We start from the raw sequence: 12,697 nt of genomic DNA, 5'->3' as shown, positions 1-12,697 counted from the left end.
CGTCCGGACTCATTGATCCCTAGAAACAGGACCCCGCCATGACCAACGCCCTTACGCGTCTACTCGAAATTGCCCCGGCGCCGAGCGAGCCCCGCCAGAAAGACTGGGGCGAGGTCGAGCGCAGCCTTGGGGTTGAGCTTCCCGCCGACTACAAGGAGCTCATCCACGCCTATGGAGGAAGTAACTGGGACGACTATCTGTACATCCTGGAGCCCGGCTGCCCCAACGAGAACTACGACCTCATCGAATGGGCAGAGAACCAGGCCGAAGACCTCGAAGACCTGTGGGAATTCGAGAAGAAGCCGGCGGAACTGGAGGTCGAGGGGTCCCGAGTCATTCCATGGGCGACCACGGACAACGGAGAATTCCTCTACTGGCTTGTTCGGCCCGGCCTCGAGCCGGACCAATGGACCGTCATGGTGAATGAGGCACGCGGCGACCGGTGGGAGCATTTCTCCGTATCCTGCACGCAATTCCTCGCATCTTCCCTTGACGGAGAGCTGCAGTCGAACATCCTCTCGTCCTTGTTCCCTCGCGCTACTCATGAATTCCGCCAGCTCGGTGCGGTATGACGACGCGGCGCTCCCTCGGCACCAAGGCTTCGGAGTAGTCGGATGACGCCCGATTGCTGACGCTGCGTCGGGTTGGGTGGGGTCTGATGCTGCCGACGCAACATCCCTGATCACCTCTGCTCTTGACCAGCTCGGCCCGGACCCGGAGGCCGCTGACAGCCAGATCCTGGGCCTGCTGGAACGTCTCGCGCAGGTCCCGGGTCCGCGTGATCCACGCGGGGTGCGGCACCCGCTGGTGACGGTTCTTGCGCTGACGGCGTGCGCGGTCCTCGCCGGGGCGAGATCGCTATCGGCTGTGGCTGAATGGGTCGCGGATGCGTCGCCGGCCCTGCTCGAGCGCCTCGGCGTCCGGGTCGGGTCAAAGGCCCAGGTACCAGTAGTGGTCCAGGCGCGAGTCGGCCTCCTTCTCCGTCATCCCGAGCAGCTCAGCGATCCGCGACAGCGGTGTCTCGGCCTTCCGCACGAGCGATGCAGCAGCGGGGCCAGTGTCGGTGACGATCGCCTCCAGATCCCCGGCTGCCTTCACCACGGCAAGCGGAGCGTCATCGAGGAGCTCGTCCAGGCGCCCACGCAGCCGCCGCAGCAGGTCGGCAAGGTCCTCGGGCAGCACCCATGCCGCAGCGGCGACCTGGCCCATGTGCTCATCCCAGTCCCGCTCAGGCCCCGAGGTGTCGTAGCCGCCGGGACCGTCGTCGCGGACCTGCCCCCAATCGACCGGGTAGGTGCCCTCGCCGCGCCATCCGCACGCGCACCGCCCGCGCAGTGTCGTCGCCGTAGGCCGGCGCATCGTGCCGTCGTACACCCACCAGTCCGTCGACTTCTCGAAGTGGCCTCCGCTGCCGAGGTCGAAATAGACCGGCCCCGGCTCGTTGCCGTCAGCCAGTAGCACCCCAACCGCTCCCACGTGCGACTCGAACCCCTCACGCGTCCAGTTCATCGCACTCCCCTTCGCACCATCTCGTGGGCGGACCGGCCCTGCGCACAGTCCGCCCACGACCCACGATGCAGAACCCGACCGGCGTCCCGCAGGCGAATTCAGGCATATTCCACAGGCAATTGATGTGCGGGAGTCTCCGCGCGCCCCCTGACCTCGCCGGACACACGGAGGCAATGTGAGCGTCGATTCCCCTGTCCGCTCTCAGTCGAGCCTGTGCTCGGCGCCGAGATCGCGGCGCATCGCCTCGCGCAGGCGGGCAAGTGCGGCTTCGTATTCAACCCGGCCTCCGGAGTACGACGGGTCCCCGGCGAGCGTGCCGACGGCGGCAAGGTCTCTGATGTCGCGCAGGCGGCGGAAGACCACCTCGGAGACGCTCACCACTCCCGGGCTGGCGATGATCGACATCTGGTAGCGCACGCCGTAGCACGGGGCGAAGCTGTCGCGAGCGGCGTGCTGCCGCTCGATCGAGCCGAGTTCCTCGTTGCGAGCAAGGCTGCGGAAGGCGTTCCTGGCCTGCGAAAGGCATGTCAGGTACTCGGTGTACAAGACCCGACGCACATCAACGAGGTGGTCGTCCTTCGCGCGCCGCCACCGGCTACGTTCGAGAAGCGCAGCGGACGCGGTCGCGATCACGGCGCCAACTACGGCGCTGAATAACGTCACCCACGGCATGCAGCAGAACGTAGGACAGTCGCCGACGGGCCGAAACAGTGCCGATACAGCCATCGGCTGGTTCCCCCCAAATCAGCCCCGGGCCGTAACGATCCCGCTTAGCGTGGGTGGCATGACGGTGCTGATCATTGGCGGGAGCGAAGGCACCGCCGCCATCAGGACGAGCCGGCCTCCGTCCTCGACGCCGAGCGCCAGTACTCCGAGCGGTACAAGACGCCGCGGGTGAACCCAAACCGGGTCGTCATCGAGATCACGGTTACCCGGGCTCTGGGCACCGCGTAGCCGTCTGGGTGGTGATCCACCACCCAGACGGGGAGGACGGAATATAGGCAACGATCCCGGGTCTCCGAAACCGGGGATCGTCCGGACCATGGAGGGCACGCCGCCACCCCCTTGCCCGTCCGTCGAAAGGTGCCGCCCCGTCACACCGGGACTTCGGCGCTAGGCCGACGCGTACGACTGCCGGAAGAGCTCCAGCGCTCGCTCCACGTCGTTCTCGGAGCGCAGCTGGACCTCCAGGTCGCCCGTGCCGTGATGGCCCAGCCCGGTCACGTCCCGGGTGAAGCCCGGCACGAGCTCGATCTCCGCCGGCGCGACCTTGAGGTACACCAGCAGTTTGTCCTGGCGCGGCGTGACGCAGGCGAAGTTCCGGAGCCGCTGGTACGCGTCGTACTGCTTGCGCTCGACCTTCTTCACGCCTTCGCCCAGCCCCCGCAGGGCCTCGTCGACGACGGCCGCCAGCTCCGTCATGGCGTCGGTCCGTCGGCGGGACGATGCCTCCTGCCCGCCACGGCTGCGCTTCCGGCGGGTCGGGCTGCCTTGGGCAGCAACCGAGGCGACGGCCTCCAGCGCGATGTGGTGCTCGCCGAGCAGCGTGTAGCGCACGAGGTCGATAGACCGGCGGTGCTCGCGTACCGCGTGCTCGTCGTAGCGCGTGAAGCCGCCGGCGACGCAGATCAGCCGGGGAGACCTCCACAGAACGCCGGCGGCTGCCGCCGAGCCGAGCCGCTCGCGGACCAGGGCCTCGAACTCCTCTCGGTGGTCCATCAACCAGGCCACGTAGAACAGCCCCTGCGACAGGACACCGGGGTCGGTCGCCCGCTTGTACTCGACGATCACCGGCGCGCCGTTCTCGTCCAGCCCGAGGGAGTCGATGCGCCCCCCATGGACGGGGCCGGTGCTGTACTCGGTGGCCAGGAAGCGGACCCCGAGCATGGGCTCCATCGCGCTCTCGACGAGCGCCTGCACATCTGCCTCAACCTTGGCCAGCCACGGCGTGACCTCGGCCACGCCGTTCGTCGTGTCGAACAGTTTCAGGTCCGCCCACCCCCGCGCTTGTGATTACCCACCGACAACACCGTTGAACGGGCGAGTATTTCCAGGGGCCCCGTGCGCGCTCTGGCCTTCCCGCAGTTCGAGCGGCCGACGGCTCTGTTTACGGCTGCGGCCAGTCGCGCCGGCCTTACCTGCCCCAGGGGCCGGGCCTCAAGACCAAGGGGAGCCAGCCCCTGGTGGGCCCTCGGCTACGCTCTGCTCCCGTTGATCGGCTGGTCTCGGGTCACCCTGCGCGACCACACCCTTGGCCAGGTCACCGCAGGCACCTTCCTCGGTGCCGTCGTCGCCGGAACCACCTTCGGCCTCGTGATCTGAACCCGCCCAGCGCGAGATCCGTCTCAGGAACCGTGCGGGCCGACCTCGCCCTCCCCGCCGTCGACACCTGCCGTCCCTCGTGATGCCCGCCGGAAGGACCCGCGACGGACTGCCGCCCGGGACAGCAGTGTCATCGCCTCCGCCAAGGTCCTCCCGACCCCGCCGCGCCTGTGCTGCTGGCGCGACGAATCGGCGCGCCCGGCCCTACGGGGGTGGAGCGGGTGCGCCCTCACCGAGTCGCGGTGTTGCCGTCCTGCCCGGGTTGGAGTCGGGCATGGTCAGGGGGCCGTACGCTGGCCCGGGAACTCGGGCAGGTCGTGATCCCGCCCGGAATTTGAACGAGTGGCCCCCTAGCCTTGCCCGACGCGGCCCCGACCCGGGGAGGTGGGTACGCCCACGGAGTCGACCGGCCCCACCTCCGGCTTGCCCCCCCCGGCCAACTCCCCACTGTTGCCTCGCCGTCGGCCTGACGCTCTCCGTGCGAGGCAAGTCCGGCTTCCCCGGGCCAGCACAACGCTGCGCTGTTTCTGGGCGGCCTGGTCGCTGGCCGGCCCGCCGCGGCGGAGCCGAGAGCGGGCCGGGTGGGCGGCCGTGCCGTGCCTCGGGTGGTCCAGGGGAGGAGTTACGTCACGGTCAGGTGGTAGGTCGTGTCTACCCAGAAGCCGTCGTTCGCTACCGCCTTGAATTCAAGGAGGTAGCGACCAGGAGGTAGTGGCGAGACTCCGGACCACAGTCCCCAAGACCGGTGCAGCCACAACCTGTGGTGGAACACCGGAGAGCGGTACTCGTCGATTTCCAACGAAACGCCGTCCAGGTACGCCTTGGCCTTGAGGACATCGATCGACCGGCGCCACCACCAGAGCGGCAGAGGCGACCACCACAAGTTGATCACGGGGAAGAAGATCGGCCTGCCCGCAGGCACGGTGCAGTGACGCACGGCCCGCCCGCCGTAGGTGCCGGCTAGGAACCACACGTCCTTCGGCTGTCGTCGCCCTGCGTGCTTCCCAGTCCCGTCTCTCAACGGGTCGCGCCATGCAGGCGCGGACATCACCCACTGGCACCAGCGAGCCGTCAGCTCCCCGCCTGTCCCTGGAGCTGGCTTCCAAGAAGTTCCCCGCACCGTCCCACCCCTGCTTTCCCGCGTGCTCCCCGAGGTGAGGCCGCGAACAGACGGACTGTAGACGATTGGACCCAATGCGCCTTCGGCCGGGTGGAGCTGGGCTGGCTGCGCAGGTCATAAGCAGGAGCGGTCGTTGGCGACCTGCGAGCCCGGAGGGCCGGCACACTGAGCGTTTTCAGCGTTGCCTCGACCGCCACCTTGCTCTTGGAGCGGGGCGTGGACCTCGTCGTCATCAAAGAACTTCTCGGCCACGCACACATCGGCGTCACCGTCGGCGTCTATGCCCACGTAGGGCTCCGCCTCTAACGACAGGCGACCGACACGCTGGGCACCGCCCTCGGTGAGATCACCAACGGCACCGACGACCCACCCACTACAACAGCCGTCCGCTGACGTTGCCGCTGCGTCTGCAATCAAGAAGCTCCGCTGAAAGGGTCTTCAGCGGAGCTTCCTGTCAATCTCGAAATTCGCCAATCCGCGCCACCGTGAATTCCCTAAGCGCTGGCGAGTACCGCCTTGATTTCGTCAACCTGCCGAACGATAGCGGCGCGGTCGCTATCGTTCTTCCATCCAGCCAGCAGGAAGGCATCGTCCCCCTCGGCGACCTCACGCAAGGCCGCAAGGGCTACGTCATGGAGTTGACCCTGAGGGCGAATTCCCCGGATTGCATCCAGGAAATTCGCACCTTCCATCCACGCGTAGTCACGCGAGTCGGTTGCCGCCGCCGCAATGATTGCCACGGCTGCGATCACCTCTTCCGGAAGAAATTCTCGGTTAATGACCGATGCGTCTGCCGCGACCTTCCTCAGGAGATCTTCCACGGAAGCCAAACGCCCTTCAATGGGCAAGCCCCCCGCCTGGTCAATGAAGTCTTGCGCACTGTCGCTCTCCAGAACACCGCAACCCCACGTTCCCATGGCATTACCTCCAGTTTTGTGGGCCACCCAGACCGGTGACATCGAATTCAGGATCCCGTCGGTTAACGAGAGAAACGCCTCGACTCTTCAGGCCCTCCATCACCGTCTGCTCCACCCTCCTAGCAGTTACGGACTTGACACCCGCGGGGAGACGCATCCAAGTCACGTTGCAGATGTCTGCACATGAATAACCTGCGGTGCCCACGGCATGGGACGGCTTGGTTGCAGCCGTTACGCGATCCTGAATATTCGTTGTCGACATTCCCACATACTTCTCTCCACCCTTCAGGTGGATGGTGTAAACCCCTGGCGTGTTCGGAACGTTGAAATCCTTGACCGGATTGCAATTGTGGACGAGGACTGGCGTCTGGCCCGCCAGCACATAGTACGTGTGGATGTTGGCGACGGTGAGGTTGTGGACCGTTGCCTGCTGAGTCCAGCGCTTGACTGCGGTGATCTGAACGTGCGTGCCGGCGCTGGTGCGTAGCCATTGGCCAGGGGCGAGTTTGGTCGCGTCGATCCATGCATGCAGGGTGGGTACCCAGAAGGGGTGGCCGTCGGTTGCGGTCACGGACGCTATGTCGTTGCCTGTGGCTCCATCGGTGTCGATGGTGATGCTGACGAGGTTCTTCTCGCCGGTGCCGATGATGGTATCGGTGACTGCCTTCTCGACAGTCTCGCCGGTCTCAGGGTCGGTGGCCAAGACCTTGTCGCCAACCTTGAGGTCCTCGATGGGGATCGTCCGGCCATCAGCAGCTACCACGAGCGTGCCGGGGACAAAGCTGTTCCTGCAGCCGATCGCCTTCTTCGTGACGGCCGCGAGAAGCAAAGAGAATGTGATCTTCGCGGAGCCCTCGGCGCTCTTCCCATTTGAGAAGTCGCTGACGATCTCACTTCCTCTGGCGAGAATTCCTTCGCCAGCACCCATAGCCATTTCGGCGGGGTTAATTCGGTTGTTGAGGTCGCTCAACGCCTCCTTGCAGGTTCCGTCCCAGGTAACGCAGTTGCCGATGTTGGAGAACTCCGTGACTGCGGTGTCCTTGAGGCCGGTGACGAAATTGACGCCTTCGTCCACCAGTCCGCTGCCGTATTCCTCCCACCAGCCTCTGTCGTCGTCGCCGTTGCTCGAGTCGTTATTACTCGAGTCGTTGTTGCTCGTGTCGTTGTTTCCGCTGTCCAGGTCACCGCCGTTGGCGGCGGCACTTCCGGTCGGAGTTAGCTTCGGCGGCCCCGGAACTTTCCCTGGTGTGGTGTTCTCACAGTTCGGGCAAGGGCGGGTGGGGCAGTCGATTTCGGCGCACAACCCGGTCGGGTCGGATGTGGTGACGGGGTTGTTGTTGGCGTAGCCGTAGCCGTTGAGCGACTGGGGAGCGGACAGGGTGAGCAGGGGGTCGACGCTGATGAAGCGTCCGAGGTTGGGGTCGTATTCACGAGCGCCGATGTGGGTGAGGGCGGTGTCTGGGTCCTTTGTGCCGCCGATGAATCCCTTGTCCCCTTGCCAGCCGGTCGGCTCGCTTCCTCGGGGGGCGCCGAAGATGGTGGTCTTCCGGCGAGTGATGGACTGCGCAGCGTCGGCGCTGATTTGGGTGGTGCTTGTGCCGTGGTGGTCGGTGAGGTTGAACGTTAGTTTGCCGCCGGTGCGCATGGCGGTGGAGCCGTAGTAGCGGGTGCCGGTGACGGTGGTGCCGGCCTTGTCGAGGTGGAGTTCGTTGCCGCCAGGGAGGTAGAGGGTGGTGCCGCTGGTGTCGCGGCGGATGAGGCGCTGTCCGGCGGTGTCGTACAGGTAACTGGTGGTGTCGGCAACCTTGGTGACGGACTTCAGGTGACCCTCGTCGTCCCAGGCGAAGGTTTCCAGGTCGCTGTTGCCGATCTTGCGGGTCTTGGTGTTTCCGTTGTCGTCGTAGGTGTAGGTCTCGGTGCGAGTGTTGCTGCCCGTCTGGGTGACGGAGGGCAGGTCGTGTTTGCCCTGGGTTGGGGCGGCGTAGGTGCGGATGGTGTCGCTTGTGGGGCCGGACGGGGTCTTGTGTTGGGTTTCCGTCCTGCGGTTTCCGACGGCGTTGTAGGTGTAGCTGGTCCAGTAGGCGTCCTGGCCTCCGACGACGGTGTCGGAGGGGGCTGTGGCGCAGGTTTCGCCGGTGTTGGTCCAGGCTTCGGTGATGCGGCGCAGGGCGTCGAGGGTGAAGCACTGGGTGTCGGTGGTGCGGGTGGCGTCCTGGCCGTAGGCGGTGGCGAGCTGGGTGATGTTACCGGCGGGGTCGTAGGTGTAGCGGGTGTCTTCGACGCGTTGGGGTGCGGCTTCGCGGTCGGTGTAGGTGTGGGTGAGGTTGCTGGTGTGGTCGTCGTACTCGTTGGTGACGACCAGCAGCTGGGCGAACTTGCCGTGCTCCCGACGGATGTTACGGCCGTAGTGGTCGTAGGTGGCGTCGGAGATCAGCGGGTCGCTTCCGGCGTAATGCCCGCTCAGGTGTCCGCCGGTGTTGTAGCTGTAGGTGATGGTTTCGGCGGGCAGGTCGCCCATGGCCGGCAGCTCGGTGTACATGAGCTTGCTGGTGTTCTCGTTGTAGAAGTCGAACCACTCGTACGTGCCGGCGAGCCGCCCCTCAACGTCAGGGATGGTGACCTGGTTGCCGACGGCACGGCCGAGTTCGTCGTAGTAGGTGACTTCGCTGGTGTATGCGTTGCCGTTGTCGTATCGCGTTGCCTTGGTGGGCAGGCCCTTGGCGACGGTGTCATACATCCAGGTGGCGAGGGTGCTGGTGCCCTTCTTCAGGGCGGTACGGCGACCGAGTTCGTCGTAGTCGGTGTGCAGGGTGGTGGAGGTTGCGTTGGGGCGCTCGGTGGTGATGTCGACGGTGCGGTCGGCCTTGTCGTAGGCCGTCTTGGTCGTGCCCTTGTCAGGATCGTCCGCCTGGGTCTGACGGCCGCGGACGTCATAGGCGTACGACCACACCGCTTGCGAGGCGTCGGTGATCTGGTCGAGCCGGCCGTGCTTGTTGAAGCGGTAGTGCGTGGACTGCGGCGCGGTGAGTCCCGCGCCTGCGTATTCCTTCAGTTCTGTGGTGCGTCCGAGAGCGTCAATGACGGTAGTAGCGGCTGTGCCGCCGGCGGGTGGGACGACGGTTGTGGTGTCGCCGGTGTATGTGGTGGTGGTGCGCTTGGTTTCGTCGGTGAACCGCTTAGAGATGATTGCGGTGGTGCGGCCGGCGCCGTCGAAGACCGACTCAGTGGACGCCGGGTACTTCGTCTCCTGCCCGGTGACAAGCGTGGTGGAGGGCTGCTGGGCAGTGAAATAGACCCCGGAGCTGAGCCATGCCTCGCCGCGCGAGTTGTAGAACGTCTCGGCCACGAGCGAACCAGCGTTGTCTGGCGATTTGCTCTGCGACTGGCGAGGCCGCAGGAGACCGTCGAAGAACTCGTACGTGGTCTGGTACTCGGAGTTGTGATCGAGCACCTTCTTCGTGACGACGGAGGCGTCGTTGGAACGGATCAGGTAGTCGAAGTCAACGTTCGGACCGTTCGGATACGTCGCCTTGGCCCGCGTGGGAGTCCAGACCTTGTCGACACGGCCGAGGGCGTCGTACGTGGTGCTGGTCACGTTGCCGTTGGCGTCCGTGACCTGCGTGGGCTGACCGCGCAACGGATCCAGTTCAGTTGTGACCGCGTGCTGCAGCGGGTTCTTGACGACTACGCTCGTCGGAACCTGGCCCTCCGCAGGAGAAGGGAAGGAGTAGGAGATTTCGCCGGCGGCATCTTCCTTTGCCAGCGGACGGCCGTAGCGGTCGAAGCAGAGCTGGTGTCCGTCCGGGCCGCACACGCTGGGGATGGAGGAGACGCGGTCGTAGCCTGTCCCTTGACCGTTGATCCTCTCTGTGCTGGTGACGAGTCCCTTGGAGGGGACCGTGCCGAATGCCGCGCCGTCGTACGAGGTGCGGACATCGTCAATCACATCGCCCGGCCGGGAGATGCTGGTCGAGTTGCAGTCAGCTGCCAACTTCTCAACGCGAGAGACGGTGCTGAGAATGTTGGCACTGGTGTTGCGGGCGTAGCTGGTGATGGCGCAGGTCTCGTCGCCGGCCTTCTGAAGGTCTCCGAGGAACGAGGAAGAGGAGACCATGCCGTAGGCGTCGAACTCCTGGACAAGCCGCGTCTTGCGCTCACCCGTACTGATCTTGGTGCGGGACTCCTCGACCTCCGTACCTATGTGGTACGCCTTCAGGTCGCCGATCGCGGCCGGCCGGGTGCGGGTGGCTGTAACGCCTGATCGCCACGGAGTGTAGGAGGTGGCTGTCACGAGGGGGCCGCCGACGCCGTTGTAGGTGGCGGATTCACGGAGCATGCCGGCGAACTGTTCGCGGTCGGTAACGGCGATGCCGGCGGAGTCCTTGACCTGGTCTCCGTCGATGCCGCGGAAGTAGCGGCTTTCGGTGAAGGTCTTCGGTGTGGAGGCGTCGCCCTTGCGGGTCTGGACTTGGTGGTAGCCGCGGGCGACGGAGTAGGTGAGGTCTTCGGCCTTGGTGAACTCGTCGGTGCTCTTGGCCCACTTGGCGCCGCCGACGTAGGTGTACTCGGTGAGGGTGTTGGGGGTGGCGAGGACGTTGTCATCTTCGATGACCTTGTGGACGGCGTATGAGTTGAACCAGTCGGTCCTGGCCGTGTCGCCTTCGAAGGTCCACTTCACCGGGTAGCAGCGGGTCGTGTTCGTTCCGTCGGCCGGCGGCAGGGTTGTGGGGGTGCACTCGGGGTCGAGGTAGTTGATCCCGATCGCGCCGCCGGTCTCCGTGACGATGCTCGACATGCGCTGGCGGATGAACGGCGCCAGGCCGTCGCCGAGGACGTCGACACGGTTGGGCTTCTGGACACCCTTGAACGTCACCGGAGGAAGCGAGATCGGCGTGGCGCCCGTCTTGCCGGTCCTGGTGACCGTGTCCAGCCACATCGGTGTCGAGATGCCGTCGCCCGAGCCTGGGGGGAAGCTCTGCTGCAGTGCCCAGCTGTCGACGTCCTTGTAGATTCCGCCGGTCAATATCTGGGTGCTGATGCTCTTCAGGCGTGTACGCGACCAGAAGGACGGCGAGTAGTTACCCGTGCATACGGTTGCTGCGTCCTTGCAGTACAGGTCGAAGGGGACATCGGGCCAGTTCTTGGCATTGGTCGCGTCGAATGTGCCGCAGGAGGACAGACACCGTTCGTCGATGCCGAAGTTGACCTTCGCCATGGCCTTCGCCCGGTAGGGGGCTGTGCCGTCCAGGCCGTACTCGATGCGCTCCAGGGAGCCGCCGCGGTCGTAGGGCGTGCTGGTGGAGACGCCGGTGGCCGAAACGTTGCGACCGTAGTGGTTGGCGTCCTTCTTCCAGTAGTACGCCATGGCGTTGCCGCGCGGGTCGACGACGTAGTCGAGATTCCAGCGCCACGTCTGCTGGCACCATGCTGAGGCGAAGGACGCGTTGTAGCAGGGCTCACCGGAGTGGTTGCCGAAGACAGGGACGTTCCATGCCGAGTTGGTGAGCGGGTCGTCGGCGGCGGTGCCGTTGTCCTGCCAGCCCGGGAGCTTGTTCCGGCCGAAGAAGTACTGGGTGCCGTCCGCGGTGGTGATCCTCCAGTGCTCACCCGCACCGTCGACGCCGGCCGTTCCGGCGTCCTGGTTGGCCGCGCCCGTCAGCTTCTCAACCTTCTCGGCCGCGTCGCTCGCGGCATGCCACCCCTTGGTGGTGTCGAAGACGAGGTCGGTCGTCTTACCGTCCAGGGACAGTACGGCGTTGTTGGTGTACCAGCACAGGTCGCCGACCTTCGTGGTGTTGGTACCGCCGGTCTTGTCGTCCTCGCACGGCTTGTAGCGGCGCTCGATGTAACCGGGGTTCCAGTCCCAGCCGTCTCCGATCCAGCTTGGCTGGCTGTTCGAGGCGGCCGTGCGGCCATCCACAGACTGCGAGTTGTAGTTGAGGCTGATCGACGGCTGAAGGCCGCCCGGAACGCCCGGGGCGGAAATCGGATACGACCAGTTGAAAGCGCCCGTGGACCCACCTGCGCTCCATGACCCGGAGGGCTGAAGCGAGCTTGCCTTGAAGTTTCCCGTCGGACCGCTGTCGCCCGCCGTCGCGGCGAGAACCGTCATACTGGAACCAGCACTTCGGTTTGAGGCCGTGCCCGGGGCCGGCGCAAGGGACACATCGGCGGAGAGTGTGCGGGCCTCAGTGTTGTTTTCCGTCGTCAGCGGCTTGCCCGAGCGACAGCTCGGCTTCTCAGGAGTGGCCAGAGCACACGCCGGAAGCTGCACCAGTCTCAGGCGCGTTGCCCAATCGCCTCCGTACGCACCACGGAACGCGTCATAGCTGACGGTGACTCGGGTCGCCCCAGCGGCCGTGGAGCTATCCGCTCGCGCCACGGAGAACACGATGCCCTCCACGCCCGCCCTGCCCGAAACCCCCCGGTCGGCAACGGACACTTTCACCTTCAACGCCCGCTCAGCAGCACCGCGCACGCGAGAGGTGGCCGCAATCGACACAGGAAGACCCTTGGCGCGCCGCGGTTTTGAAGTGGTCCCGACGTCGACCGTCTCGGTGCCCGCGTGCGGCCACGCCACCTTCGGAGCAGCCCACTTGCGGGCCGCCGCATCGGCGCGCACGCCCTCACGGCCGAACCGCATGTCCTTCACAGCCACCGCCGGCGGCTGCCTCAACTCGGGCAGCTCAACCCCACTGCTGACCAACGGTGTTGCGACCGCCGTCGCGGGCAGAAGCCCAACGATCAGCGCAGCCGAAACCGCCCCAGCCCAACCACGCTCGCCAAACAGGCGCACGTCCCCACCCCTCGCCCATAAAGAGAAATCCGC

At 65.7% G+C, this 12,697-nt stretch carries 7 protein-coding genes and 3 pseudogenes; 5 read left to right on the top strand and 5 right to left on the bottom strand.

The features are described from left to right. Positions 1-38: 38 nt before the first annotated feature. Positions 39-572, top strand: a complete 534-nt coding sequence (locus ACFV9D_RS23250) for an SMI1/KNR4 family protein (RefSeq protein ID WP_385149329.1) — start codon at positions 39-41, stop codon at positions 570-572. A gap of 76 nt (positions 573-648) precedes the next feature. Further along, positions 649-912, top strand: a pseudogene (locus tag ACFV9D_RS23245) (transposase family protein); the annotation flags it as partial. An 18-nt stretch (positions 913-930) separates the two neighbouring features. Here ACFV9D_RS23245 and ACFV9D_RS23240 read toward each other — a convergent pair. Then, positions 931-1,509 (bottom strand): hypothetical protein, encoded by a 579-nt coding sequence (locus tag ACFV9D_RS23240; RefSeq protein ID WP_385149538.1) that lies wholly within the window; start codon positions 1,507-1,509, stop codon positions 931-933. A 201-nt stretch (positions 1,510-1,710) separates the two neighbouring features. Beyond that, complete coding sequence (locus ACFV9D_RS23235; protein ID WP_385149326.1) at positions 1,711-2,181, bottom strand: hypothetical protein; 471 nt, start codon at positions 2,179-2,181, stop codon at positions 1,711-1,713. A 171-nt stretch (positions 2,182-2,352) separates the two neighbouring features. Between ACFV9D_RS23235 and ACFV9D_RS23230 the strand changes: the two are divergent. After that, positions 2,353-2,463 (top strand): annotated as a pseudogene (locus ACFV9D_RS23230) (acyltransferase); the annotation flags it as partial. 159 nt (positions 2,464-2,622) lie between these two features. Here ACFV9D_RS23230 and ACFV9D_RS23225 read toward each other — a convergent pair. Then, positions 2,623-3,471, bottom strand: coding sequence for a transporter (locus ACFV9D_RS23225; protein WP_385149323.1), 849 nt, complete (start codon positions 3,469-3,471; stop codon positions 2,623-2,625). Between the two features lie 99 nt (positions 3,472-3,570). Here ACFV9D_RS23225 and ACFV9D_RS23220 point away from each other — a divergent pair, with 99 nt between their 5' ends. Beyond that, the gene (locus ACFV9D_RS23220) at positions 3,571-3,831 is read left to right on the top strand and encodes a phosphatase PAP2 family protein (protein ID WP_385149320.1); all 261 of its coding nucleotides are present in this window, start codon (positions 3,571-3,573) and stop codon (positions 3,829-3,831) included. A 1,306-nt stretch (positions 3,832-5,137) separates the two neighbouring features. Continuing rightward, positions 5,138-5,344 (top strand): annotated as a pseudogene (locus tag ACFV9D_RS23215) (site-specific integrase); the annotation flags it as partial. A gap of 101 nt (positions 5,345-5,445) precedes the next feature. On the opposite strand, the gene ACFV9D_RS23210 reads toward ACFV9D_RS23215, so the two are convergent. Together ACFV9D_RS23210 and ACFV9D_RS23205 are read right to left on the bottom strand one after the other, a co-directional pair. Next, a complete protein-coding gene (locus ACFV9D_RS23210) occupies positions 5,446-5,868 on the bottom strand; it encodes a DUF4259 domain-containing protein (protein ID WP_385149318.1) in 423 nt (140 codons plus the stop codon). 4 nt (positions 5,869-5,872) lie between these two features. Continuing rightward, positions 5,873-12,664 carry a polymorphic toxin-type HINT domain-containing protein gene (locus tag ACFV9D_RS23205; RefSeq protein WP_385149315.1) on the bottom strand — a complete coding sequence of 2,264 codons (6,792 nt, stop codon included), beginning with the start codon at positions 12,662-12,664 and terminating at the stop codon, positions 5,873-5,875. Positions 12,665-12,697 lie beyond the last annotated feature (33 nt).

The organism is Streptomyces sp. NPDC059875, assembly GCF_042731085.1.
Lineage (GTDB): Bacteria > Actinomycetota > Actinomycetes > Streptomycetales > Streptomycetaceae > Streptomyces.
The sequence above is the reverse complement of the archived record's forward strand: the minus strand, read 5'-3'. Positions and strand labels throughout refer to the sequence as shown.